Source organism: Ruegeria sp. CDSC081 (assembly GCF_059610485.1).
This window is the reverse complement of record NZ_JBXWNS010000010.1, coordinates 109,949-136,027: the sequence shown is the minus strand read 5'-3', so window position 1 is coordinate 136,027 and position 26,079 is coordinate 109,949. Positions and strand designations below refer to the sequence as shown.

Sequence of the window (26,079 nt, the reverse complement as noted above, 5' to 3'; positions counted from 1 at the left end):
ATGTCCGCACCCGTCAACACGTTCAAACAAGCCCTGAAAAACGGCGACCATCTGATTGGGTGTTGGTCCAGCTTTGCTGAGGCGGTAACAGCCGAGATCATGGGCACTGCCGGATTCGACTGGCTGGTGATCGACGGTGAGCACGCGCCGAATGATATCCGGTCCATCCGGGATCAGCTGATCGCGCTGGCCGCCAGTCCGACACATCCCGTCGTGCGAATCCCGGTGGGCGACACCGCATTGATCAAGATGGTGTTGGACGCAGGTGCTCAGACAATCCTGGTACCGATGGTGGAAAGTGCCCAGCAGGCGCGCGATCTGGTAAGCGCCTGCCGCTATCCGCCCCAAGGTGTGCGAGGCGTCGGCGCGATGGCCTCACGCGCAACGCAATACGGAACGGTTCAGGATTACATTCAGACCGCAGACGATCAGATATGTCTGCTGTTACAGGTGGAAAACCGCGCCGGTATCGCCGCATTGGATGCCATTGCACAGGTAGAAGGCGTGGATGGCGTGTTTATCGGTCCGTCTGACCTGTCCACTGACATGGGTTTTCAGGGAAACAGCGCCGCGCCCGAAGTCCAGGCGGTGATCGCCGACGCGATGAAACGCATCGTTGCAGCAGGCAAAGCCCCGGGCATTCTTGGTGTCACGGATGAGGCATCGCAGGCCTATAAGGACATGGGCGCCCAGTTCCAGGCGGTGGGGATCGACGTGATGCTGCTGACACAGGCGGCGCGTGCCCTGGCCGCAAGGTGGAAGGCCTAAGCCCGCATCGCCGAGGCCGCCTGAGCATACCCGCCCGAGGCACCATCGACGAAATGGACGTGATCGTCACGGGTGGCCGAGGGGACAAAGCAGGTCATCATCGCCTCATCCTGCGCGTGCAGCCCGTATCGGATCCTGCCCTGTTTCCGGGCCTGTTCAAGAACGGTCTGAATCTGGTTCAGGGTGGCCGGGTCACAATCCAGCGTCATTTTCAGCCCGTCATCGAATTTGCGGAAATCCGCATTGCGACTGACCGTGCGCTTGTAGTGACCAGGCTCGAAATTACCCAGTCTCTTTCCAGATTTGAACAGCAGTGCGATCATCAAATTCTGCGCCAACAGCTTGATTTTCTGCAGCAAAAGATTGCGACCCGCACGGGACACATGGGCGTCCAGCGCCAAACCAGGCGGAGGCCAGCGGATCGGAGGGCCGCTTTCCGGCATCGGGTGGCCGGACCGGTCCAATCCTTCAGCGGCCACTAGAACAGCCCGTGATAGGTCGGCGAAATCGGTCTCGGTTGCGCGGGCAGTTGGCTGCACCACCACCGAGACTATCTGACCATTCTGCGCCTTGCTGTTGGACCAACGGCAAGACAGCCCGGTCAAATCCGGCAGCGCACCAGGGGCTGCGTACGGAACCTCAAACCGGCCTGCTTTCATCTCGGCCTCGGCCCAGGCCAGACCACCGCCCGAGAACATCGCATAATCCACCCCCTCGGATGGCGCATAACGCGCAACCCGAAGATCCTTGCCCGCCTGCCGGATTTCGGCGACGGGCACGACGGCCCCACGCAACGCGATCGAGAACTCTTCTTCTGCCCAGCGTCGCAAATCGGCCAGAACGCTACGTGCTGCCTCTGCCGCGCTTGCCGGTACGGCGAACCCGGCACCATCACCCCCAAAGACATAGGGAAATTCTTGCCCGCGAAGCGCATTGATCATGGCCGAGATCACCGCGGCCCCAACCATGTTCACGGCCTTGTATCGTCCCCGCTCTATCTGACCGGTGGAATCCACGACATCTGCGACACCAAGAACCCATTCCGTCGGCACCGCGGTAAAGCGTTCAGGATCGGTCAGATTGTTAAAGTCCCGCAACAGCGGAAGGCTGTCATAAAATGCGGCCTGTGCATCTTTCATTGGATCCTCGACAATATGAATAGACCTTCAGATAGCCCAAATTTGTTCGATGTCCGCTGAAAACATCATAGCACACGCGCTTGTACATATCACGGGGACATGCCAAGCATTTGCTGGCGGGTTGGGCGAAAGAGGCGTCTCATGAAAACCGGACTGGTGGTTCTGTGTCTGGGCTATGTGCTCAGCCAATTTTTTCGTGCCTTTCTTGCCGTGCTCAGCGTCGATCTGGGGCGTGACATCGGGGCAAGGCCCGAAGATCTGGCCTTTGCCTCTGGGCTTTGGTTTCTGGTCTTTGCCGCCATGCAACTGCCAGTGGGTTGGGCGCTGGACCGGATCGGGCCGCGTTTGACGGCTGCGGTTTTGTTGCTGGCAGGTGGCGCGGGCGGCGCTGCGTTGTTTGCAGTGGCCAGCACCCCGTTTCATATCGCAGTCGCGATGGGGCTGATCGGAGTCGGGTGCTCGCCCGTTCTGATGGCATCCTATTACATCTTTGCCCGCGAATACCCGCCCGCCCGCTTTGCCACGCTAGCAGCCATCATGCTGGGCGTTGGGTCGGTCGGCAATCTGGTAGCCTCCTACCCCACAGCACTTGCGGTCGAACTGATGGGCTGGCGCGCCACAATGGCTACACTGGCCGTCGTTTCGGCCATTATCGCAGCGGGCATCTGGATCAGCGTTCACGACCCCAAACCGGTTGAGACCGAGCATCGCGGGTCAGTGCTGGACCTGCTGAAAGAACCTGCCCTGTGGGCCATCCTGCCGCTGATGCTGGTGGCCTACGCCCCCGCGGCTGCGACACGAGGCTTGTGGGCAGGTCCATATCTGAACGACGTTTTCGCCCTCAGCACCACGCAGATCGGAACCGCGACGCTGGTCATGGGGGCGGCTATGATTGCCGGCACCTTTGCCTATGGGCCACTGGACCGGCTGCTGGGAACACGGAAATGGGTGATCTTTGGCGGCAATGCCTTGGGCGCGGCGGCGCTGGGGCTGTTGTGCCTGTGGATCGACATGGCGGTCTGGGTGTCAGTAAGTCTGATGGCGGTGATCGGTTTCATGGGCGCCAGCTTTCCGGTCATCATGGCCCATGGCCGCGCCTTCGTGCCGCCGCATCTGGTCGGGCGTGGCATGACCCTGTTGAATCTGTTCGGCATCGGCGGAGTGGGTCTGGCGCAATTTGTCACCGGCCGCGTCCATGCCGCGACAGTGGACATCAGTCCAACCGCGCCCTACACAGCGATATTCGGCTTTTTTGCAGTCACGCTTGCCATTGGATGCGTGATTTACCTATTCAGCCGCGACAGCGTTGACTGACGCTGGAACCATCGGGAGAGCCCATGTCCGACCCTGTTGTCATCGCACCGAACCTCAAGCGAAGGCTTTCCGGCGTGACCGCGACGATCGCGCGGCTGGTGCCGTTGCAAGTGCAATGGATCGACATCGCCGCAACCGGACCGGGCCTACCGGCCGATCTGCCCCATATCCCGCTGGGCCGTCTGCCATTTCTGTCGCGCAAGACCACGCGCGTCTGGCACGCGCGGCGCAATACCGAGATGCTGCTGGGCCTGATCCTGCGCAATGTCTTTCGTCTGCGCCTGAAACTACTGTTCACCAGCGCCTCGCAGCGGTCGCATACGGGCTATAGCAAATGGCTGATCGACAAAATGGACGCGGTAGTCGCCACATCGCGCAAAACCGCCGGATATCTTGAGCGGGACGCGCAGGTCATCATGCATGGCATCAACCTGCAGAATTTCACCCCGCCCGCGGACAAAGCCGCCCTGCGGGGCAAACTCGGCCTGCCCGGTGGTCTGCTGCTTGGGTGCTATGGCCGTATCCGGCACCAGAAAGGCACCGATGCTTTCGTCGATGCGATGATCGACCTTTGTGGCCGTTTCGAAGACGTCCATGGCATCGTCATGGGCCGCGCGACCGAAAAACACACCGGCTTTCTGGCCGAGCTGAAAGACAAGGTCGCCAAGGCGGGCCTGTCTGACCGCATCCTGTTCAAACCCGAGGTCACGGTGGATCAGATCGCCGAGTGGTACCAGGTGCTGGACTTGTTCATCGCGCCGCAACGCTGGGAAGGCTTTGGCCTGACCCCGCTCGAGGCGATGGCCTGCGGCGTGCCTGTGGTGGCAACCGATGTCGGTGCCTTTGCAGAGATCGTGACCGACCCCTCACTGGGCCATGTGGTCGAACCGGGGAACATTCCCGCCCTGGCTGATGCCGCCGCTGAAATGCTGTCGAACCCCGAGTCGCTGGCGCTATCCGGCAGCGCCGCCCGCGTCCATGTGGAACAGAATTTCGACATCTACGGCGAGGCAAAGACCTTGGTGGCGCTCTATGAACGGCTTCTGACCGACGCCTGAGGCGATGCACCGCGTCAAATCGGTGTCATTGGGGGAAATATCCCGCGAAACCTCTTTTTTCTTTGCTGCAACGCGGCTATGAACGCGCGTCCTTAACTTTGGAGACATGAAATGGGCTATCGCGTCGTAGTCGTCGGCGCCACAGGTAATGTGGGCCGCGAAATGCTGAACATTCTGGCAGAACGCCAGTTCCCCATCGATGAGCTTGCCGTGCTGGCAAGCCGTCGGTCGCTGGGAACCGAAGTAAGCTTTGGCGACAAGACACTCACGACCAAAGACCTGGACACGTTTGATTTCACCGGCTGGGACATGGCGCTGTTTGCCGTGGGATCCGAGGCGACCAAGGTCTACGCCCCCAAGGCGGCGGCGGCTGGCTGCGTGGTGATCGACAACTCGTCCCTGTATCGCTATGACCCTGCAATTCCGCTGATCGTGCCGGAATGTAACCCCGAGGCGATCCACGACTATAAGAACAAGAACATCATCGCCAACCCCAACTGCTCGACCGCGCAGATGGTTGTCGCGCTGAAACCGCTGCATGACCGCGCCAAGATCAAGCGCGTCGTCGTGTCGACCTATCAGTCGGTTTCCGGCGCGGGCAAAGAAGGGATGGATGAGCTGTGGGATCAGACCAAAGCCATCTATAACCCCACCACCGAAGTCCCGCCGAACAAGTTCCAGAAGCAGATCGCCTTCAACGTCATTCCGCAGATCGACGTCTTCATGGAAGACGGCTCGACTAAAGAAGAGTGGAAGATGGTTGTCGAGACCAAGAAGATCGTCGATCCGTCGATCAAGGTTACAGCCACTTGCGTCCGCGTTCCGGTCTTTGTCGGCCATTCAGAGGCCGTGAATATCGAGTTCGAGGAATTCTTGGACGAAGACGAAGCCCGTGACATCCTGCGCGAAGCACCAGGTATCATGGTGATCGATAAGCGCGAACCGGGCGGCTACGTCTCGCCGATCGAATGCGCAGGTGATTTCGCCACCTTCATCAGCCGCATCCGTCAGGATTCAACCATCGAGAACGGCCTGAACCTGTGGTGCGTCAGTGACAACCTGCGCAAGGGCGCAGCGCTGAACGCGGTACAAATCGCCGAATTGCTGGGCCGTGAGGTCCTGAAGAAGGGGTGAGCGATACGCACAACCCTTAGCATTGATTAAGTAAACCCCGCTGCATGGTCAGCGGGGTTTTTTATTTTATTGAACGTCGGCAAGGCGGACAAAACTGCCATTGGAGAAAAGCGAGGTAATGCTTGAAAATTCTTGCTTCCGCTGGGATGGTTTATCCGACAGTATTTTCTGAGGAATTTCGAATGCATTTTCCCAAACTTGCCGCAGTTTCGTCGATTGCTCTTGCAATAACCAGTTCGCAAGCGCTCTCCCAGGATGGGGGACCGATACTGTTCACAAACGTCAACGTGTTTGATGGTGTGAATGAGGAAATGATTGCAAATGCCAATGTCGTTGTAACCGACAATCTGATCACAGATGTGTCCTCAGAACCCCTCACCGTCGCCAATGGTATCGTCATCGACGGCGGCGGGCGCACGTTGATGCCTGGCCTGATCGACGTACACTGGCACACGCTTTATTGCTGCAATCCGCAGAGCATGGTTGTGACCGGCGATATTCTTGAAGTCGCGGTGCGGGGTGCCATCGGGTCCGAAGGCACGTTAATGCGCGGCTTTACAACGGTGCGCGACGTTGGCGGCAATTCATTTGCCATAAAACGGATGATTGACGCAGGCGAGATCGAAGGCCCTCGTATCCTGCCGTCCGGCCCGCCCGTGACACAAACCGGCGGCCACTTTGACTATCGCCCCTACCAAGCGGTTCCGACGAACGGCGCGGATTCGCAATGGTACTGGTACAGCGTTGGTTTGATGGCGCAGGCTGATGGTGTTCCGGAAGTGGTCAAACGCGCGCGTGAAATCATGCGCATGGGCGCGACCCAGCTTAAGATTTCCACCGGCGGCGGGGTGTCATCTACCTATGACCCTCTGGATGTACGCCAATACACCAAGGCCGAAATCGAGGCATTCGTAGAGGTGGCTGACACCTACAACACCTATGTTGCATCTCATGTCTTCACGGACGAGGCAGTGGAGATAGCCGTTGCCGCTGGCGTTAAGTCCATCGAGCATGGCTTCTTGATGAGCCGCGAAACGATGGAACTGATGCGCGACAACGACGTGTGGTTGTCAGTGCAGCCTCTTCTGGATGACGAGGATGGCTTTTCTTTCGACGACCCTGTTAGCCAGCAGAAATGGATCGACGTCACCAACGGTACAGATTTCACCTACAAAACGGCGAAAGAAGTTGGCGTGAAAGTCGCTTTCGGCACCGACATCCTGTTCGATCCCAAACTGGCCGAACGTCAAGGCGCGTTCCTTGCCAAGTTGCAGCGCTGGTACACGCCATACGAGGTGCTGAAAATGGCGACTTCAACCAATGCTGAACTGCTCAAACTCTCAGGCCCGCGCCACCCCTATCAACAAGGCGATTTGGGTGTAATCGCAAAGGGCGCTTATGCCGACTTAATCCTTGTGGACGGCAATCCGCTGCAAGATATCGACCTGATCGCAGACCCGCATGAGAATTTCGATTTGATCATGAAAGACGGCAAAGTCTACAAGAACACGCTGGACTGAGTTCCAGATGAAGTCCTTTGCTCAAAGCCAGCTTTGTAACGACTGCTCGGGGCTCAAAGCCGCCATCCGAATACACCTCGGGGTCCTCTAAATCACCCCTGCCCCTCGACCAGCGTTTTCAGATTATCCAACCCGCGCTGGTAATCTCCGCCAACCCATTTATCCATCATCAGCCCCATCCAGCGGGACATGGGATTCATACCCAATTCGGATTCAAACCCCCAGGTCACTTTGGTGCCGCTGCCCTCCGGCTGCAGTTCAAACATGGCAATGGCAGTTCCCATTGGACCAAAATCCAAGGCGGTTCTGACCATCTGGTTTTCAACGCTTTCGGTAATCTCTTGCGAACCGGTGCCGACCTGCCGGTGATCCGACGACCAGTTCAGCACATTCCCGACCCCAGAATCAGGCCCGCCATAGGTCAGCTTCGTCTCGGGATCACGAGATAACCATGGCGACCATTTCTCGGTCTCCTGCATGGAGTTGACATAAGGAAAGATGACCTCGGGCGGCGCATTAATAGTGATGCTGCGCGAAACCTCTGCTTTGCCTGGCAATATAAAGGACACCCCTACCAGAACCAGAATCAAGACTAGCAAAGTGACAAGAACACGTTTGATCAATCGCATGGAATGCTCCGAATCCCTAAAATGACATCCCAAACTTATCAAAAAAACAGCGCGGAATCAGTAGTCTGATCCGCGCTGCCTGAAATTGTCGAAAATCCGCCGGGTCAGACGACCACGAATTTCTTTTCGCCGGGATCATAACACTGAAGGCCACCTTCACCGATATCTGTCCACAAACCGTGCAGGCTGAGCGAGCCGCTCTCTACCGCCGCGGAGATGAAGGGGAAGGTCATCAGGTTTTCGAGCGAAGCAACAACCGCCTGCCGTTCGAACTGGCGCGCTTGGTCGGTGCTGTCTTCGATATCGGCAACCAGATCATATTTTGGTTTGAGGATATCCATCCAGCGACCAACAAAGCTTTCTTTGGCTTCCAGCAGTGGTGCCTGGCCCTTGCACATGTCGATACAGCCCTGCACACCACCGCATTGGGAATGGCCCAGCACGATCAGATGCGCCACTTTCAGCGCGGTCACCGCGTATTCGATGGCAGCACTGGTGCCGTGATGATCACCGTCGGGCGCATAAGGCGGCACCAGATTGGCAATGTTGCGGTGAATAAAGAACTCACCCTGATCCGCCCCAAAAATCGAGGTGACATGAACCCGGCTGTCGCAACAGGAAATCACCATGGCCCGCGGACGCTGCCCTTCGGTGGCCAGACGGCGATACCAGACCTGGTTTTCCGAATATGTGGTGGCTTTCCAGCCATGATACCGATTGACCAGATAGTTTGGCAAAGGTTTGGCGAATTCCATTCTTGTGTCCCTGTTCATGTCTCGGTGGACTGCTGTAACCTGAATTCGAAGAAAATTCGAGCCATTATCCTGCCCCATAGCAAGGTTTTGCAAAGGAATTGCGCACCACATTCGGGCTATGCCGTGGGGGCGTATAGAATTGGGGTGAATGTGGTGGAAAAGATCGTCACGCTTGAACACAAAGAAACAGTGCGGCTGGATTCGGATCGTCTGAATGGGCTGTATCGACAACTGGGTGAGAAAAACGCGTTGGACGTGCTGTGTCGCACGGTCGAGGAATTGGCGGTGCGCCTGTCGAATTGCGAGCGGTTCTGGAGACAGCGTGACTGGGCCGGGCTGCGCAAATGTGCGCGATCCATTGTGGCCATTGCCGAACAGATCGGAATGATGGCGCTGGCCTGTGTGGCGAATGATGTGGCGCAAAATGTGGATGCGGGCGACTCGGTCGCCGCCGGGGCCACCCTGTCGCGGTTGATCAGAGTGGGTGAGAAATCGCTGACTGTGATCTGGGATCAGCAAGATCTTTCGGTCTGACAGGGCTTGCGGACGGTCCATGGACGGCTAGGTTGGGCATAAGCCGCAACAGCCGAGATTTTCATGACCCTGTCTTTCGCATCACCATCGGATCCATCTGTTCCTCTTCACGTCATTGCGCAGCCAGGTCTGGACGACTGGCTGGCGGGCCAGCCCGAAGCCGTGACGACCTGGGCCAAAATCAGCGGATTTACCGGTGCACTGGGACAGGTTTTGCTGATTCCGGGCGCTGACGGTGCGGTACAGTCTGCTTTGGCGGGGTATGGCACAGCCACAGGTCGGGCCCGCAATCGTTTTCCTCTGGCCGCCGCCGCCGAAGCCCTGCCCGAAGGCACATATCACATCGCATCGGGCATAGACCAAGGTGATCTGGAAACAGAGTGCCTGGGGTGGTTGCTGACCGGTTATGCCTTTGACCGCTATGCCAGCCAATCCCCGGCCAAGGCCCGTTTGGTTGCCCCCGATGGGATCGACGCCGCCCGGCTTGAGGTTCTGGCCGGGGCCGAGGCCTTGACCCGCGATCTGGTCAATACACCGGCCTCTGATATGGGGCCGGAACAGCTTCATAGCGCAGCCGAAGCCCTGGCACAGGAATTCGGCGCCTCTTTCGAGGTTGTTCTGGGCGACGCCCTGCTAGAGCAGAACTTCCCCATGATCCACACGGTTGGCCGCGCCGCCGCACAAGCGCCCCGTCTGATTGAGATGAACTGGGGCGTGACAGGCCCAAAGCTGACCCTTGTCGGCAAGGGCGTCTGCTTTGACACTGGAGGGCTAAACCTGAAACCCGGCGCCTCGATGGGGCTGATGAAGAAAGATATGGGCGGGGCCGCAAATGTACTGGGGCTGGCCCGGATGATCATGGCCCTAGAGCTGCCCGTGCAGCTGCGCGTGCTGATCCCGGCGGTAGAGAATTCCGTTGCGGGCAACGCCTTCCGGCCCGGCGACATCCTGACCTCGCGCAAGGGGCTGACCGTTGAGATCAACAATACCGATGCCGAAGGGCGCTTGGTTCTGGCCGATGCATTGGCGCTGGCGGATGAGGGCGAACCGGATTTGGTGATCTCGATGGCGACACTGACCGGGGCGGCACGTGTGGCGGTGGGCGCCGATCTTGCACCATTCTATACCGACAACGATGCCGCGGCTGATGCCTTGAACCGCGCCGCAGGCAGAGCAGCCGATCCTGTCTGGCGCATGCCATTCCATAACCCCTATGAGGGTCTGATTGAACCCGGTATTGCGGACCTGGATAACGCACCGGCGGGTGGTTTTGCAGGCTCGATTACTGCCGCCTTGTTCTTGCGCAGATTTGTTGGTGACAGTCCCTATATGCATTTCGACATCTTCTCGTGGCAACGCAGCAAAGAACCCGGACGCAGCAAGGGCGGATTCGGTCAGGGGCCCCGCGCCCTGCTGACTGCCCTGCCTGAAATTTTGGGCCTTTGACCCGGCACCGCATCATACAACCGGTCATCGACCTGTTGCGCGCCCCGGACGGGCCGCGAGATCGCCAGCTTTTGTATGGAGATGGTGTTTGCACGCATGAAGAGAACAACGGCTGGAGCCGGATCACCTCGGACAAGGACGGCTATGCGGGCTGGGTCCGGTCAGACTGTCTGGCCCCAGATGTGCCTGCCACGCACTGGATCACGGCACCGTCAACACATGCCTATGAGCAACCGAACATGAAATCCCGGGACCGAACCTCGTTAAGCTTTGGCAGCAAGGTTCAGACAATGTCCGAACAGAATGGATTTATTGAGACGGAGCTAGGCTTTATCCCGGCCATACACGCCAAACAGATCAACGTAACCCTGACCGATCCGATCGCCGTGGCCGAATTGTTTCTGGGAACGCCCTATCTTTGGGGCGGCAACAGCCGGTTCGGGCTTGATTGTTCAGGTCTGGTTCAGGCCGGAATGCTGGCTTGTGGGCTGCCCTGCCCCGGTGATAGTGGCGATCAGGAGCGTGATCTGGGTCAGGCGCTGACCCCTGGCACACCTGCTCAGCGCGGTGATCTGCTGTTCTGGAAAGGGCATGTTGCCTGGGTCTACGGTGACAATATGCTGCTGCATGCAAACGCGTTCCACATGGATGTAACCTTTGAGCCGATGGATGCTGCAATCACGCGCATTCTGGAACAGGGCGATGGGCCTGTGACGGCCCAAAAAAGGCTCTAATCCAGGTCAACCGACCGTATCAGCTTGCGCTCCAACACCCGCAGCACCGTGCGCAGATCATGGCCGCGCTTCAGGATGCGGCCATCCATACCGACCACCGAATACATCCCTTGCCGGGAGCGCAGACGCGGATCTTTTTCGACCCGATAAATCGGATGCTCTGCCGTGCGGCGGAAGATGGAAAACACCGCCATATCACGCAGGTTCGAGATCCCGTAATCGCGCCATTCTCCGGCGGCGACCATCCGGCCATAGACAGAAAGGATATGAGACATCTCGTGGCGGTCAAACGCGACAGGCATCTGGGTCGAGTTTGCAGAAAACCGGCTGGGAGGCTGCATGTTCATGCCCCAAGCCTTGCCGGAAAACGTGTTCGAATCAAGCCTATCCGCAATCGGGTGTGACTTTTTCGTCGGTGCTAGCGCTGTCGCCCAACCTGTCGGCAGATCAGGATCACCGGCAACAACCCCACTGCAAGTATCACCAACGAGGGCACGGCGGCGCCCTCAAGCCGTTCGTCTGATGCCAGCCGATAGGCCTGCACCGCCAGCGTATCAAAGTTGAAAGGTCGCATGATCAGGGTCGCGGGCAGTTCTTTCATCACGTCCACAAAGACGATCAGCAGCGCGGTCAGCAGCGACGGCGTCAGAAGCGGCAAATGCACCCGGCGCAACGTCCCCAGCGGCGTCTGCCCCAAAGACCGCGAGGCCGCATCCATATTGGCATGCACCGTGCTCTGCCCTCCCTCATATGCGCTGAGCGCGGCGGCCAGAAACCGCACCATATAAGCGGCTACCAACAGCCAGATCGAACCGGTAACAAGCAACCCGGTCGACAGGTCGAAATTCTGCCGCATCCATGCATCCAGTGCGTTATCGAAACTGGCAAAAGGCACCATCAGCCCGACGGCGATCACACCGCCTGGAACCGCATAGCCCAGCCGCGCCATGTACCCGGCACCAGAGGACACCCTCCCCGGCCGCAATCGCTGAAAGAACCCAACGCTGATGGCCGCAAAGACCGTGACAAACGCCGCCACACCGGCCAGCGTCAGCGAATTCTGAATGAACCCGAGATAGCGCCGTGACAGAAGGTTCTGTTCGGACTCCATCCCCATCTGAACCAGAATGAACACCGGCAACAGAAATCCGAACAGCACCGGTATGGCACACAGGGCAAAAGCCGCGCCCGCTTGCCAGCCCTTCAGCCGGGCGGATGGCAGCGAGGCGTGGCTTTTGCCTGCCTGATAGTATTTGGCCTTCCCGCGCTGCATCCGTTCTGCCACGGCCATGACCAGCGCAAAGCCCAGAAGGCAGAGAGCCAGCTGCGCCGCACCCACCCGATCACCGATCGAAAACCAACTGGTATAGATACCCGTGGCAAATGTCTGCACCCCGAAATAGGCCACGGTGCCGAAATCGGCGATGGTTTCCATGATGGCAAGTAGCACGCCACCCGCAATCGCGGGACGCGCCATCGGCAGCGAAACGTGCCAAAAGGCCAGCCACGGACTTTTGCCCAACGCGCGCGCTGCCAGAAAGGCCGTTGCACTCTGCTGCAGAAAAGCGGCCCGGGCCAGCAGGTAGACGTAAGGATACAAGACTAAGATCAACATCACTGCCGCACCCTCGGTCGACCGAATCTCGGGGAACCAATAGTCGCGCGGGCCCCAGCCCGTTACCTGACGCAGGGTGGTCTGGACGATGCCCGGGTGATCAAGAATGAATGTATAGGCATAGGCCAGCACATAGGCCGGAAAGGCCAGCGGCAGCACCAACGCAATTTCCAGAATGCGCACGCCGGGGAACCGCGTCATCGTCACGAGCCAAGCTGCGCCCACGCCGATGGAAAACGTGCCCGTGGCCACCAGCACGACCAGTATCAGTGTCGTCATCGCATAGCCGGGCAGAACAGTTTCCAGGAGATGCGAAACCGTATCCGTGCCACCCGTCGTTGCGGCCAGAACAACCGCAAGCATCGGCAACAGGCAGGCTGCCGCCACAAGGCAGGCCACCACGCCGACGAGGCGTGTACCTACAGCGCCGCGGTTGCGCCTTCCGTGCTCAGAGATTTCAATATCGGCCATGATCCCGGCTTTAACTGGCTAAGGCGCAGAGTCCGTCTTTAATCGACCAAAACGCTCGGAAACACCAGTGGGCAGCGAAACAAATCTGCGACACATACTGCCGCAGAGTTGCACAGCCTTCATTCGTAGACGCGCTGATCCTCGATCACCAAACCATCTTTCGGCAGCGATCCCGGCGCCACGACTTCGATCGCGCCTTTCAGCTTCAGCACCTCGACGACGGATTTCGCATAAGCCAAGTCATTTCCGCCGGTGCTTTCGATCTGAACCGTCATCGTGTCCATCTCACCCTGGCGGGCGGCAATGACGCGCGCCTTGACGATTTCATCATGCTTGTCGACCAGCGCCGCGACCTGTTCAGGGCGCACGAACATACCCTTGATCTTGGTTGTCTGATCCGCGCGTCCCATCCAGCCCTTGATGCGCATGTTGGTACGACCGCAAGGTGACTGACCAGGTTGAACCGCCGACAGATCACCGGTGGCAAACCGGATCAGCGGATAATCGGGGTTCAGTGAGGTCACGACAACCTCACCCACTTCACCCGGCGCGACCGGGTTTCCGGTTCCGGGGGTGACGATCTCGACGATGACATGCTCATCAATGATCATCCCGTCCATCGCCGGGCTTTCATAAGCGATGCTGCCCAGATCGGCGGTGGCATAGCATTGCAGACAGGCGATACCGCGATTGGCGTATTCCTGACGCAAAGACGGGAACAAAGCACCGCCGCCAACAACGGCAGTCACGAAATCCAGTGCCACGCCCATCTCATCGGCCTTGTCCAAAATGACCTTGAGGTAATCCGGTGTGCCCGCATAAGCGGTGCAGCCGATATCGCGCGCGGCGGTTACCTGCAGTTCGGTTTGGCCGGTGCCGGCAGGCAGCACAGCAGCCCCCACCGCCCGCGCGCCGCTTTCGAAGATCATGCCCGCCGGGGTCAGGTGATAGCCAAAGCAATTCTGAACGATGTCTCCGGGCCCGACACCTGCTGCGTGCAGGAACCGCCCCATCCGCCACCAGTCGTGATCGGTGCTGCCGGGCTCATAGATCGGGCCGGGCGACTGGAAAACATGATGGAAATGCCGGGCCGGTTTGACGGTAAACCCGCCAAAGGGCGGGCGCGACGCCTGCGCCTTAGCCATATCGGACTTGCGCAGAACTGGCAGCTTCACAAGGTCGTCCAGCGACTTTACAGCTGCCTTATCAACATCCGCCATATGCGCCGCAAACCCCGGAGCCGAGTTCGCGCGCGTGATCTGTACCTGCAACGCCTCAGACTGTTCAGAGGCGCGCTGGTCGGCCGAGCGGGTTTCTAGCGCATCGTAGAATTTCGTCATCGCCAAATCCTCCATCCGCCTACAGCCACCTCTTGCGGCGGCGGTATGAGCGCACATCGCGGAAGCTTTTGCGGCCGTCATCCGACATGCCCAGATAGAATTCCTTAACATCGGGGTTTTCGCGCAGCTCGGCAGCTGGGCCATCCATCACAACGCGGCCGGATTCAAGAATATAGCCATAATGTGCGAACCTGAGCGCCACATTGGTGTTCTGCTCGGCCAGCAGAAACGAGACGCCCTCTTTTTCGTTCAGATCTTGGACGATGCCGAAAATCTCTTCGACAAGCTGCGGGGCCAGTCCCATGGACGGCTCATCCAGCAGGATCGTCTCGGGCCGCGACATCAGCGCCCGACCCATCGCAACCATCTGTTGCTCTCCGCCCGACGTGTAACCCGCCTGGCTGCGGCGGCGTTCCTTCAGACGTGGGAAATAGGTGTAAACAAGGTCCAGATCCTGTTGGATCGCGGCCTTACCATCTTTGCGGGTATAGGCGCCGGTCAGCAGGTTTTCCTCGACCGTCAAATGTTCGAAACAATGGCGGCCCTCCATCACCTGGATGACGCCTTTTTCCACCAGATCTGCAGGATCGCTTTCATGCACGCTGGTCCCGCGATACTTGATTGATCCCTTGGTGACTTCGCCCCGTTCCGAATGCAGCAGGTTCGACACAGCCTTGAGTGTGGTGGTCTTGCCTGCCCCGTTGCCGCCCAGCAGGGCCGTAATGCCCCCTTTGGGCACCGTTAGGCTGACGCCTTTCAGCACAAGGATCACATGATTGTAGATCACCTCGATATTGTTGACCTCAAGCAGGGTTTCCGCCTGCACGTCAGTGGTTTGTGCCGCATCCAGCATCAGCGCGTGTCCTCATGACTGTCCCGCGAGGGACCGTTGGGATAGAGCGGCGGCTACCCGCCGCTCTGGTCAGTTTCGCGGCCCCGGATCAAGACCGGGGCCAGCCATTTATTCACACCCAGGTGTGATGTTGTTTTCCGCTGCATAGGCTGCAGAATCTTCTTCGATCAACGTGTTGATCACATCTGCATCGGTCGGCTGGAAGTCCTGAACCGGGTTCCAGGTTCCGGCCGCAGCATCCCACTGCACAACGCCGACAAGGCCGGGTCCGCCGTGATTTTCGCACGAGACCGAGAATTCAGGCCCGAAACCGGTCATGCCCAGCGCTTCCATCTTGGCGTTGGTCATTTCCAGCGCCTCCATACCATCGCGCATCATGGATGCGTCGATATCAGCGGTATTATGGATTCCCTGTGCAGTCTTCACAGCTTCAGCGGCCAGCATGGCGGCATAGAGACCGCGGTTATACTGAACCGAGCCAAGCTGATCGCCCGCACCCGCCGCTTTGCCTGCATCCACCACGTATTTCTGCAGATCATCATAGACCGGATAGTCCATGCCCAGCCCGGTAAAGGTCAGTGCCTTATAGCCGTTTGCCTTGTCGCCCGCGGGCTGCACGTCAAATTCAGCGCCAGACCACCAGACACCGATGAAGTTTTCCATCGGGAAGCGGATGTTCGCAGCTTCCTGCACCGCGACCTGGTTCATCACGCCCCAGCCCCACATGATTACATAATCAGGCTTTTCGCGGCGAATTTGCAGCCACTGCGATTTCTGTTCCTGACCGGGGTGGTCAACAGGCAGCAGCGTCAGGTCGTACCCGTGCTTTACAGCCAGGGTCTCCAGCGTGCGGATCGGTTCCTTGCCATAGGCCGAGTTGTGATAGACCAGTGCGATTTTCTTACCGTTCAGGTCACCATCGTTTTCGCTCAGCAGATAGTTGATCGCGCCCGACGCTCCGTTCCAGTAGTTGGCCGGATAGTTGAACACGTGGCTGAATACCTTGCCGTTCGCAGCAGAGGTCCGGCCATAGCCCATCGTGTGCAGCGGAATGCCATCTGCGGTCACTTTTGGGATCAGCTGGTATGTAATGCCGGTCGACAATGGCTGATATACCAAGGCGCCTTCGCCCTTTGTGGATTCATAGCATTCCACGCCTTTTTCGGTGTTATAGCCGGTTTCGCATTCGATCACATTGGCCGAAACACCTCCGATGCCGCCATCACGCTCGTTGAGCAGTGTGAAATAATCGGCATAGCCGTCAGCAAACGGGATACCGCCTGCCGCATATGGTCCCGTCCGATAGCTGAGCGACGGGAACACAAGGTCGGCCATGGCCGGACCTGCGGCCATCATGGCGCCCAGCGCCAGGGTTGCCAGTTTCGTCTTCATCGGGTGTCTCCTCCCTTGATTGGTCCGATGTTGAATTCGGGCTTTGCACCCGTCTTGTCTTTGGGCCTGCCCGTCAGTGCGGAAACGGCCAGAGTCTGAGTTTCTCTTTCGCCACACGCCAAAGCTGCGCCAGCCCATGCGGTTCCAGAATCAAGAACATGATGATGAGTGCGCCGACGATCACCAGATTGAGATGCGCAACGATATCAGTGGGCCAGCCCAGTAGATCGACACCGACCACCTTCAAAACAACCGGCAGCAATACCAAGAATGCTGCCCCGGCAAAGGAGCCGAAGATAGACCCTAATCCGCCGATAATGACCATGAATAGGACCAGGAACGATTTCTGGATGCCAAAGACTTCGCCAACCTCAACCGCGCCCAGATAGACCGCAAAGAATAGCGCCCCCGCGATACCCACAAAAAATGAGCTGACAGCAAAGGCGGTCAGTTTTGCCTTGAGCGGGTTTACCCCGATGATCTCGGCCGCGATATCCATGTCGCGGATCGCCATCCATGTCCTGCCGGTCGTTCCCCGAGTCAGGTTCCGTGCAATGATGGCGCAGAAGGTCAGGAAGATCAGGCAGAACAGATAGGTTGCCCAGGCCGGAGCATTCGGGCCTGTGATGATGATGCCGAACACATCCCGCTCGGGCGCGTTGATCTGCCCAGAAGCCGAGTAGTTGTAGAACCACGGCACACGGTTGAACAGCCACACCAGAAAAAACTGCGCCGCAAGCGTGGCCACGGCCAAATAGAACCCTTTGATCCTAAGCGAAGGCAATCCGAACAGAACACCGACAATGGCGGTGATCCCGCCCGCAAGGATGACATGGATGAACATGCTGGTTTCGGGAAAGGCCGTCATCAGCTTGTAGCAGGCGTAGGCCCCCACAGCCATGAACCCACCGGTACCCAGCGACACCTGCCCGCAATAGCCAACCAATACATTCAAACCGATGGCGGCGATCGCATAGATCAGAAACGGAAGCAACAGCGCGTTCGCCCAGTAGTCATTGATGATGAATGGAATGATCCCAAATGCCACTGCCAGCACCACATAGTACCGATACCGGTCAAATTTGATCGGAAAGGTCTGGCTGTCTTCCACGTAAGAGGTTTTGAAATCTCCGGCCTCGCGATAAAACATGTCTTACTTTCCCCATTCTTCCTGCGCCCGGTCGCGGGCGACAGTGTTCAGTTGGCTGGAGCCTTTGGCATATCCGCTCGCCTCTGAGGCGCGCACAAGTTTCATGTAGGCCATGACACCCGTGACCAACCCGGCAAAAGCCAGGATCGCGGCAATCGTCAGCTGGCTGTCGGTCAGATCGTCCGAGGTCAGGGCGATATACCCAAACGCCCAGAACCCGGCCCATGCGATCACGTTGAGAATGGCGATGAGCTTGGTCATGACTACACCCTTTCGATGATCTTCTCGCCGAACAGGCCCTGCGGCCGGAACACAAGGAAGATCAGCGCAAGCACGTAGGCAAACCAGTTCTCGGTCGCACCGCCAACCATCGGGCCAATGGCGAACTCGAACAGTTTCTCACCCACACCGATGATCAACCCTCCGACGATGGCTCCGGGGATCGAGGTAAACCCGCCCAGCATCAGCACCGGCAAGGCTTTGAGCGCGATCAGCGACAGTGAGAACTGCACGCCAGACTTGGTGCCCCACATGATGCCCGCGACCAGCGCTACAAACCCGGCCACAGACCAGACCATGATCCAGATGAAGTTCAACGAAATCCCCACCGACAGCGCCGCCTGATGGTCATCCGCCACAGCGCGCATCGCCCGGCCCTGCTTGGTATATTGGCTGAACACAACCAGCGCCGCCACCAGCAGCGCCGCAATTACCGTTGCCACAATGTCCAGATTGTCGATGAAGAACCCATAGCCGAAGACGTTAAAGGTCGCCTCATCGAGCCAGAGGTTGATGCCCTGCGGCAGGCCTACATCCAGCGTCTTGATCTCGGACCCCCACATCAGGTCGGCCACGCCCTCAAGGAAATAGGCCAGCCCGATGGTGGCCATGAACAGGATGATCGGCTCTTGGCCAACCAGGTGACGCATCACGAACCGCTGCACGGCCCAAGCCAACAGAACCATCACCGCCATAGTCAGAATAATCGCCAGCAGCGCAGGGACACTCCAGCCAAAGTAATGGATATGCGTCCCGAAAGTCGCATTGATCAGATGTGCAAACGGCACCTGCCCGTTCATGATCCCGACCAGAGTCATCGCGGCAAACAGGGCCATAACCCCTTGCGCATAATTGAAAATCCCTGACGCCTTGTAGATCAGCACAAAGCCCAGCGCGACCAGCGCATAGAGCACCCCGGCCATAAGACCGTTGAGGATGACTTCCATCGCAAATACGAGTTGTTCAGGCATCCTATGTCCTCCGAACAGATTTCATCTGGCGCGTCATCCCGGAAAATTCGTCGAATTTTCTCAGCCCGTTCCGTAGATCAGTCATGGCTCACCCCCAGATAGGCATCGATGACTTCCTGATTGTTGCGCACCTCATCAGGCGTGCCGTCGCCGATCTTCTTGCCGTAATCCATCACGACCACCCGATCGCTCAGATCCATCACCACGCCCATGTCATGTTCGATCAGGGCGATGGTGGTGCCGAATTCATCATTCACGTCGAGGATAAAGCGGCTCATGTCCTCTTTCTCTTCAACATTCATCCCGGCCATCGGCTCATCCAGCAGCAACAGCTTGGGTTCAGCGGCCAGCGCCCGGGCCAGTTCGACCCGCTTTTTCAAGCCGTAGGGCAGGCGTGAAACGGGCGTCTTGCGGATATGCTGGATTTCGAGAAAGTCGATGATCCGCTCGACCGCCTCGCGGTTTTCGGTCTCTTCGGCCTCGGCCTTACCCTTCCACCAAGCCTGCTGCAGGATATTGGTCTTCATATAGTTCAAGCGCCCGGTCATGACGTTGTCTAAAACGCTCATCCCTTCGAACAGGGCGATGTTCTGGAATGTTCGTGCAATCCCCTGCCGCGCGACCTCATAGGGCCGCATTGGAGGGCGCTTGGCTCCGTGAAACCAGACCTCGCCCTCTTGTGGGACATAGAACCCCGAGATCACGTTCAGCATCGAGGACTTACCCGCCCCGTTCGGACCGATAATGGCGCGGATCTCACCCTCACGGATGTCGAACGAGATATCCTTGATCGCCACCACACCGCCAAAGCGCAGAGTGATGTTCTTCATCTCCATCACGACGCCGCCGATCTTGCGGCCGTCTTCGGTGACATATCCTTCGGAACTATCCAGCATCAGCCCCTCCTTGACTTACGCAATACACGGAATGGCGGGCGGGCGATGACCATAGGTCGAGCGGCGCAGGACCGGACTTCATTCCGCCGCTACCTTGTGTTGCGCGACCGTTACAACCGGCGCATCCACGATCTCAAGTGTGGCACTGATCGAACCCTTGCGGCCGTCCTCATAGGTCACCTCGGTCGTGGTCGAAACGCTTGAAGACCCGTCGTAAAGGGCGGTGATGATGTCGTGGAATTTCTCTTCGACAAAGCCCCGGCGCACTTTGCGGGTTCGGGTCATCTCGCCGTCATCCGCATCCAGTTCCTTGTGCAGCACCACAAAGCGATGCACCTGACAGCCCGACAGCATTTCATCGGCGGCGACCGATTTGTTGACCGCTTCTACATGGGACTTGATTGTCTCTAACACTTGCGGATGTGCCGTCAGTTCCTGATAGGACCCATAGGCGACGTTGTTGCGCTCGGCCCAATTCCCCACGGCGGTAAGGTCGATATTGATGAACGCCACGCAGCGATCCTTGCCATTGCCGAACAGCACGACCTCAAGAATATCGGGATAGAACTTCAGCTTGTTCTCAACATATTTCGGCGCAAACATCGAGCCATCGACCATTTTTCCGACGTCCTTGGCCCGATCAATGATCCGCAGATGACCGCTGCTTTCCTCAATGAACCCGGCATCACCCGTGGCCACCCAACCCTCGGCATCCTTGGTCGAGGCGGTCGAGTCCGGGTTGTTGTAATATTCGACAAACACACCTGGCGAGCGATAGTAGATCTCGCCCGTTTCGGCGATCTTCAGCTCGACATCTGGCGCGGGCACACCAACCGTATCGGCGCGCACCTCGCCATCGGGTTGCACGGTGATGAAGACCGTCGCCTCGGTCTGCCCATAAAGCTGCTTCAGGTTAATCCCCAGCGAGCGGTAGAAATCGAAAATCTCAGGCCCGATCGCCTCGCCTGCCGTATAACCGACCCGGAACCGGCCATACCCCAGCGTATCCTTCAGCGGCCCATAGACCAGCAGATTGCCCAGCGCGTATTTAATCCGATCACCAAACCCAACCGCTTTGCCATCCAGCAGTAACCCACCCACCTTTTTGGCATGGGCCATAAAATGGTGGAACATACGCTGCTTCAGCTTGCCCGCATCTTCCATCCGGATCATGACGTTGGTCAGCTGCGTTTCAAATACCCGCGGCGGGGCAAAGAAATAGGTCGGACCGATCTCGCGCAGGTCGGTTATCATCGTGTCAGCGCTTTCGGGGCAGTTTACACAGAACCCGCACCAATAGGCCTGACCGATGGAAAAGATGAAATCACCTACCCAAGCCATTGGCAGATAGGACAGGATGTCCTCATTCCGGGTCAGGTGGTCAAACTCTGCAGAATTCTTGGCGCTTTCGATTACATTGCGGTTCGACAGCACCACGCCTTTCGGCTTGCCTGTGGTGCCCGAGGTATACAGCATCACACAAGTGTCGTCATAGGTGATCGCAGCGATACGCGCATCCAGCTCGGCATCAAAGCGCGCATGACCTGCGCTGCCTTCGGCCTTGATGTCGTCCATCGCGTTCATCTGGGAATGATCATATTTCCGCATCCCACGCTTGTCAGTGTAGAGGATGTGTTTGATCTGGTGAACTTTTTCCTGAATCTCGATGACCTTATCGACCTGTTCCTGGTCACCGCAGACGACATATTTCGCACCGCAATGTTCCATCACATATGTCATCTCTTCGGCGACCGCGTCCTGATAGAGCGGCACCGGAATCGCACCCACCATTTGGGCCGCAACCATCGACCAATAATGCGCCGGGCGGTTCCGGCCTATGACGGCGATATGGTCGCCCTTCTCAACGCCAATCTCAAGAAACCCCAGCGCAATGGCGCGGATTTCCTTGGCCGCCTCGGCCCAGGTCCAGCATTGCCAGATCCCGAATTCCTTTTCGCGATAGGCCGGGGCATCCCCGAACTGAATCACATTGCGGTGTAGCAGCGCCGGAAGAGACTGCATCCCTTCAGCGCCTGACTGCGTCTGAGTCAATCTTTTTCTCCTCCCCACCCGGCCCCTCCCCGGGCCGGAAATGGCGGGTCCGGGTCTGGCCCGGACGCCAACGCCCCGATTAAGGGACGTCGACACGATCAGCGTCAAGTTTTGCCTGATGTTTTCTCAATTCTTACGAAATGTAACAAGTTGGGCCGTGCCGCCCGGGCCATACACCTCGTCAGAGACCCGACCCGAGATGACCACAAGCTGTTCCGCGAACCGCAAATTTGCAGCAGGTAAGCGCGTTCATCCAGGTATACCGGTATTGGCTTGGGGTTTTGTATGTTTACCGCGCCTGGAATTCACCGTATGCATCCCGCAACTGAGTAGGATATTCAGAGCGGTTTTTCATGCCGATTTGCTATGCATGTGTATCGACCGAAGGCATCGGTTATGCGGAATGATCCAGATCGCATGACCAAAACCGCTCGAATTATGCGATCAGAGGCGTGCGTCTTTGAAATCAACCGTTTTCTTGGACGGTCGGGCAGCACGAATTCCGACCCCTTTCCCACCCCAATACGCAAGGCAGGACTGCCGAGATGAATGTCACTCACCAGAGCATCACCAATGTGCTTTCTCAGCATTATGACCTGACACCTTCGACCGAATTGGTTGAGGAAATGCAGGAGACCTATGCCCGGATGGACCGGGTGGTGACGCCGCCGGATTTCGCGATCTATGCGCCCTATATCAAGGCGATCAATGCGCTTAAAAAAGAGCGGAACGCGGTCATTCTGGGCCATAACTACATGACGCCTGAAATCTTTCATGGCGTGTCGGATTTCGTGGGTGACAGCTTGCAGCTGGCAATGAAGGCCAGCGACGTCGAAGCCGATGTGATCGTGCAGGCGGGCGTGCATTTCATGGCCGAAACCTCGAAAATCCTGAGCCCCCAGAAAACCGTGCTGATGCCAGACATGGCCGCGGGTTGTTCGCTGGCCGAAAGCATCACCGCCGAGGGGATTGACGAGATGCGCGCCAAATATCCCGGCGCGCCGGTCGTCTCTTATGTGAACACCACCGCCGAGGTGAAGGCGGCATCCGATATCTGCTGCACATCGTCCAATGCCGTTCAGATCGTCGATGCGATGGAATCCGACACCGTCATCATGACGCCGGACCAGTATCTGGCGCAGAACGTGGCAAATGAAAGCCGCAAGAACATCGTGTACTGGCCGGGCTCGTGCATCGTGCATGAACAATACACCGCGCAAGACCTGCGCGATTTTCGCAAATGGAATCCGGGCACGCGGTTGATAGCCCACCCGGAATGCCCGCCCGAAGTGGTGGCCGAGGCCGATTTCTCTGGCTCGACCAGCGGGATCATTAAGTATGTCAGCACCGAAAAGCCCGAAAAGGCGATGCTGATCACCGAATGCTCGATGGCCTCGAACATCGCCGATGAACTGCCCGAGGTCGACTTTGTCGGCCCCTGCAACATGTGCCCCTACATGAAGAAGATCACGCTGCAAAAAATCCTCTATGTGCTGCACACGATGGAAGGTCAGGTCGAGGTTGAAGCCGAGATCGCGGAAAAAGCGCGCCATTCGGTGCAGGCGATGATCGACCTGTCGCGAAAGCTGGGTCTCTGATCCGAGATGGAAACCCTCACCACCGACCGCGTTATCATCGTGGGCGCCGGGTTGGGCGCGCTGTATGCTGCGCTGAAACTGGTCCCGCATCCGGTGGTGGTGATCTCTCCTGAAGCGTTGGGCAACGGTGCCAGTTCCGCCTGGGCGCAGGGGGGAGTGGCTGCGGCGATGGACGCCCATGACAGCCCGGAAAGCCACGCGGACGACACCGTAAATGCCGGTGCGGGCACCGTTGACCCGCAGGTGGCCGAATTGGTGACGCGTCAGGCGCGCGACTATATTCTGGACCTGACCACGCTGGGCACACCTTTCGACCGGACCGCGGGCGGCGATTACGTGCTGTCGCGCGAGGCCGCGCACAGCTTTGCCCGTGTCGTCCGGGTCAAGGGCGATCAGGCAGGCGCGCAGATCATGGCCGCCCTGATCGAGCAGGTCCGGGAAATACCCTCGATCCAGGTGCTGGAGGGCACCATGGCCCTAGGGCTGGATGTCGAGGATGGGCGTGTTACCGGCGTCAGCATTCAGCGTGCGGATAAGGGCGGGTCAGCCCCAGTGATGCTGCGCGGGGCTGCCGTGTTGCTGGCCGGGGGCGGGTCCGGTGGGCTCTATGCGCTGACCACCAACCCGCCGCGTATCCGTGGGCAGGTCATCGGTATGGCTGCGCGCGCGGGGGCGCTGATTTCGGATGCCGAATTTGTGCAGTTTCACCCCACCGCCATGGATGTCGGCGAAGACCCTGCGCCGCTGGCAACCGAAGCGCTGCGCGGTGAAGGCGCCATTCTGGTCAACCGTCATGGCGCGCGGTTCATGCAGGCCATCCACCCGGATGCCGAGCTTGCCCCGCGCGACGTCGTCGCCCGCGCCATCTATGCTCAGGTTCAGGCGGGCAACCGCCCCATGCTGGACACGCGCGAGGTTCTGGGCGAGGAGATCAAGGCTCAGTTCCCCTCGGTCGCGGAATATTGCGCCCGCAATGGAATCGACCCGGCGCAGGAGCCCATCCCCGTCGCCCCCGCAGCGCATTACCACATGGGTGGCATCGCGACCGACACCAGCGGATGCGCCAGTATCGACGGCTTATGGGTCTGCGGTGAGGCATCCTCGACCGGGTTGCACGGCGCCAACCGTCTGGCCTCGAACGGTCTGCTTGAAGCGCTGGTCTATGCCCGAATCTGCGCGGAAGGCATCGCCGGAACCTTGCCAGCGCCCGGCGCGACGCCGCCGCTGGAAATCAGTTTAGAGGACGGTGGTACCCCATCCGACCCCGCCGCTGTGACAGAGCTGCGCCAGACCATGACCCGTTATGTCGGCGTCATCCGTGATCGCAAGGGCCTGACCAAAGCCCTTGGCATCATCGCGCGGCTCGAGGCGGCTAACAGCGACAACCCGTCCTTCCTGAACATGTGCGCCACTGCCACGTTGATCGCGGCAGGCGCATTGGCGCGCGAAGAAAGCCGTGGCGCGCATGAACGATCCGATTTCCCCGACCCCTCGGCCGGACCCGGCAAACGGTCCGAGATGTATCTTTCCCAAGCGCTCGCCATTCGCGCGCAGGCCTGCAAGGAGCCGTAATGAGTTTCTCCACCGTTCCCGATCTTGTCCTTGAACCGATGATCCGCACTGCGTTGATGGAGGATCTGGGCAGCTATGGTGACGTCACCACCCGCGCGGTGATCCCGGCGGGCACCACCTATGACGCCTGCCTGAACGCGCGCGAGGATGCGGTCGTGTCCGGCATGCAGGTCGCAGCGCTGGCGTTTCGCCTGATCGACCCCTCTTTGGACATCACCACGCATATTGCCGATGGCCAGCCCTGTAAAAAGGGCGATACGCTGATGACCATCAAGGGATCGGCCGCCTCAATCCTGTCGGGCGAACGGGTGGCCCTGAACTTTGCCGGTCGGCTGACCGGAATCGCGACAAAGACCGCAGGCTTCGTGGCAGAGACCAAAGGCACGAAGGCCCGCGTCACCTGCACCCGCAAAACAACCCCCGGCCTGCGTCTGGTTGAAAAACTGGCCGTGCTGCATGGCGGCGGGTTCAACCACCGATACTCTCTGTCAGATGCGATCCTGATCAAGGACAACCACATCGCAGCCGCTGGCGGGGTGCGTCAGGTGCTGGAGGCCACCAAGGCCCATGCCAGCCACATGATGGCCGTCGAGATCGAGGTGGATCGGCTGGACCAACTGGCCCAAGTGCTTGAGGTCGGAGGCGCCTCGGTCGTCCTGTTGGACAATATGGACAATGACATGCTGCGCGAGGCTGTCGCGATGGTGGATGGCAGGCTCAAGACCGAAGCCTCGGGCAATGTGAAGCTGGATCGCATCGCCTCAATCGCGGCGACGGGTGTCGACTATATCTCATCGGGTGCGTTGACCCATTCGGCGCGCACGGTGGATCTGGGGTTGGACTTCCCAGTCTGACACGG

24 protein-coding genes are annotated in these 26,079 nt (G+C 58.7%); 11 read left to right on the top strand and 13 right to left on the bottom strand.

What is annotated here, in order from left to right; genetic code table 11:
- Nucleotides 1-768: an HpcH/HpaI aldolase family protein gene (locus AC2FH9_RS17480; protein ID WP_496699028.1), complete on the top strand. Its 768-nt coding sequence runs from the start codon at nucleotides 1-3 to the stop codon at nucleotides 766-768.
- Here the strand turns inward: AC2FH9_RS17480 and AC2FH9_RS17475 are convergent.
- The gene (locus tag AC2FH9_RS17475; RefSeq protein WP_496872377.1) at nucleotides 765-1,907 is read right to left on the bottom strand and encodes a DUF3095 domain-containing protein; all 1,143 of its coding nucleotides are present in this window, start codon (nucleotides 1,905-1,907) and stop codon (nucleotides 765-767) included. The genes AC2FH9_RS17480 and AC2FH9_RS17475 overlap by 4 nt on opposite strands.
- Before the next feature lie 141 nt (nucleotides 1,908-2,048).
- Here AC2FH9_RS17475 and AC2FH9_RS17470 point away from each other — a divergent pair, with 141 nt between their 5' ends.
- From AC2FH9_RS17470 to AC2FH9_RS17455, 4 genes are all read left to right on the top strand, one after another.
- Nucleotides 2,049-3,221, top strand: coding sequence for an MFS transporter (locus AC2FH9_RS17470; RefSeq protein ID WP_496679284.1), 1,173 nt, complete (start codon nucleotides 2,049-2,051; stop codon nucleotides 3,219-3,221).
- Nucleotides 3,222-3,244: 23 nt separating this feature from the next.
- Nucleotides 3,245-4,279 carry a glycosyltransferase family 4 protein gene (locus AC2FH9_RS17465; protein WP_496699034.1) on the top strand — a complete coding sequence of 345 codons (1,035 nt, stop codon included), beginning with the start codon at nucleotides 3,245-3,247 and terminating at the stop codon, nucleotides 4,277-4,279.
- Nucleotides 4,280-4,390: 111 nt separating this feature from the next.
- A complete protein-coding gene (locus AC2FH9_RS17460) occupies nucleotides 4,391-5,413 on the top strand; it encodes an aspartate-semialdehyde dehydrogenase (protein ID WP_142637551.1) in 1,023 nt (340 codons plus the stop codon).
- A 182-nt stretch (nucleotides 5,414-5,595) separates the two neighbouring features.
- Nucleotides 5,596-6,933, top strand: a complete 1,338-nt coding sequence (locus AC2FH9_RS17455) for a metal-dependent hydrolase family protein (protein WP_496872375.1) — start codon at nucleotides 5,596-5,598, stop codon at nucleotides 6,931-6,933.
- A gap of 92 nt (nucleotides 6,934-7,025) precedes the next feature.
- On the opposite strand, the gene AC2FH9_RS17450 is transcribed toward AC2FH9_RS17455, so the two are convergent.
- Complete coding sequence (locus AC2FH9_RS17450) at nucleotides 7,026-7,562, bottom strand: SRPBCC family protein (protein WP_496872373.1); 537 nt, start codon at nucleotides 7,560-7,562, stop codon at nucleotides 7,026-7,028.
- 104 nt (nucleotides 7,563-7,666) lie between these two features.
- Nucleotides 7,667-8,317: a carbonic anhydrase gene (locus AC2FH9_RS17445; protein ID WP_142637545.1), complete on the bottom strand. Its 651-nt coding sequence runs from the start codon at nucleotides 8,315-8,317 to the stop codon at nucleotides 7,667-7,669.
- Between the two features lie 144 nt (nucleotides 8,318-8,461).
- On the opposite strand from AC2FH9_RS17445, the gene AC2FH9_RS17440 reads away from it, so the two are divergent.
- The 3 genes from AC2FH9_RS17440 (at nucleotide 8,462) to AC2FH9_RS17430 (ending at nucleotide 11,031) form a co-directional block, all read left to right on the top strand.
- Nucleotides 8,462-8,851: a hypothetical protein gene (locus tag AC2FH9_RS17440; protein ID WP_496690522.1), complete on the top strand. Its 390-nt coding sequence runs from the start codon at nucleotides 8,462-8,464 to the stop codon at nucleotides 8,849-8,851.
- A gap of 63 nt (nucleotides 8,852-8,914) precedes the next feature.
- Nucleotides 8,915-10,297, top strand: a complete 1,383-nt coding sequence (locus AC2FH9_RS17435; protein WP_496699040.1) for a leucyl aminopeptidase family protein — start codon at nucleotides 8,915-8,917, stop codon at nucleotides 10,295-10,297.
- A complete protein-coding gene (locus tag AC2FH9_RS17430; protein ID WP_496751044.1) occupies nucleotides 10,294-11,031 on the top strand; it encodes a C40 family peptidase in 738 nt (245 codons plus the stop codon). Before AC2FH9_RS17435 ends, AC2FH9_RS17430 begins: the two co-directional genes overlap by 4 nt.
- On the opposite strand, the gene AC2FH9_RS17425 is transcribed toward AC2FH9_RS17430, so the two are convergent.
- From AC2FH9_RS17425 to AC2FH9_RS17380, 10 genes are all read right to left on the bottom strand, one after another.
- Nucleotides 11,028-11,378 (bottom strand): DUF2794 domain-containing protein, encoded by a 351-nt coding sequence (locus AC2FH9_RS17425; protein ID WP_496751043.1) that lies wholly within the window; start codon nucleotides 11,376-11,378, stop codon nucleotides 11,028-11,030. The genes AC2FH9_RS17430 and AC2FH9_RS17425 overlap by 4 nt on opposite strands.
- A gap of 71 nt (nucleotides 11,379-11,449) precedes the next feature.
- On the bottom strand, nucleotides 11,450-13,117 hold the full coding sequence (locus tag AC2FH9_RS17420; RefSeq protein WP_496751042.1) for an ABC transporter permease: 1,668 nt from the start codon (nucleotides 13,115-13,117) through the stop codon (nucleotides 11,450-11,452).
- Nucleotides 13,118-13,236: 119 nt separating this feature from the next.
- The gene (locus AC2FH9_RS17415; RefSeq protein WP_496790206.1) at nucleotides 13,237-14,457 is read right to left on the bottom strand and encodes a phenylacetate--CoA ligase family protein; all 1,221 of its coding nucleotides are present in this window, start codon (nucleotides 14,455-14,457) and stop codon (nucleotides 13,237-13,239) included.
- Nucleotides 14,458-14,476: 19 nt separating this feature from the next.
- A complete protein-coding gene (locus AC2FH9_RS17410) occupies nucleotides 14,477-15,310 on the bottom strand; it encodes an ABC transporter ATP-binding protein (RefSeq protein WP_271950688.1) in 834 nt (277 codons plus the stop codon).
- A 108-nt stretch (nucleotides 15,311-15,418) separates the two neighbouring features.
- Nucleotides 15,419-16,702: an ABC transporter substrate-binding protein gene (locus tag AC2FH9_RS17405; RefSeq protein WP_496872367.1), complete on the bottom strand. Its 1,284-nt coding sequence runs from the start codon at nucleotides 16,700-16,702 to the stop codon at nucleotides 15,419-15,421.
- 73 nt (nucleotides 16,703-16,775) lie between these two features.
- Nucleotides 16,776-17,852: a branched-chain amino acid ABC transporter permease gene (locus AC2FH9_RS17400; RefSeq protein WP_496702962.1), complete on the bottom strand. Its 1,077-nt coding sequence runs from the start codon at nucleotides 17,850-17,852 to the stop codon at nucleotides 16,776-16,778.
- Nucleotides 17,853-17,855: 3 nt separating this feature from the next.
- The gene (locus tag AC2FH9_RS17395) at nucleotides 17,856-18,113 is read right to left on the bottom strand and encodes a hypothetical protein (RefSeq protein WP_496693118.1); all 258 of its coding nucleotides are present in this window, start codon (nucleotides 18,111-18,113) and stop codon (nucleotides 17,856-17,858) included.
- A 2-nt stretch (nucleotides 18,114-18,115) separates the two neighbouring features.
- Nucleotides 18,116-19,102, bottom strand: coding sequence for a branched-chain amino acid ABC transporter permease (locus AC2FH9_RS17390; RefSeq protein ID WP_142637525.1), 987 nt, complete (start codon nucleotides 19,100-19,102; stop codon nucleotides 18,116-18,118).
- 77 nt (nucleotides 19,103-19,179) lie between these two features.
- Nucleotides 19,180-19,998: an ABC transporter ATP-binding protein gene (locus AC2FH9_RS17385; RefSeq protein ID WP_142637523.1), complete on the bottom strand. Its 819-nt coding sequence runs from the start codon at nucleotides 19,996-19,998 to the stop codon at nucleotides 19,180-19,182.
- A gap of 78 nt (nucleotides 19,999-20,076) precedes the next feature.
- Nucleotides 20,077-22,020 carry an AMP-binding protein gene (locus AC2FH9_RS17380; protein ID WP_496751074.1) on the bottom strand — a complete coding sequence of 648 codons (1,944 nt, stop codon included), beginning with the start codon at nucleotides 22,018-22,020 and terminating at the stop codon, nucleotides 20,077-20,079.
- A gap of 575 nt (nucleotides 22,021-22,595) precedes the next feature.
- On the opposite strand from AC2FH9_RS17380, the gene nadA reads away from it, so the two are divergent.
- From nadA to nadC, 3 genes are read left to right on the top strand one after another with little or no spacing between them, the layout of a single operon-like run.
- Nucleotides 22,596-23,648 carry a quinolinate synthase NadA gene (gene nadA / locus AC2FH9_RS17375; protein ID WP_496751040.1) on the top strand — a complete coding sequence of 351 codons (1,053 nt, stop codon included), beginning with the start codon at nucleotides 22,596-22,598 and terminating at the stop codon, nucleotides 23,646-23,648.
- A 6-nt stretch (nucleotides 23,649-23,654) separates the two neighbouring features.
- Nucleotides 23,655-25,220: an L-aspartate oxidase gene (locus AC2FH9_RS17370; protein ID WP_496751039.1), complete on the top strand. Its 1,566-nt coding sequence runs from the start codon at nucleotides 23,655-23,657 to the stop codon at nucleotides 25,218-25,220.
- Entirely contained in the window at nucleotides 25,220-26,074 is an 855-nt protein-coding gene (gene nadC / locus AC2FH9_RS17365; protein WP_496699053.1) for a carboxylating nicotinate-nucleotide diphosphorylase, read from the top strand. The genes AC2FH9_RS17370 and nadC overlap by 1 nt, the downstream gene beginning before the upstream one ends.
- Nucleotides 26,075-26,079 lie beyond the last annotated feature (5 nt).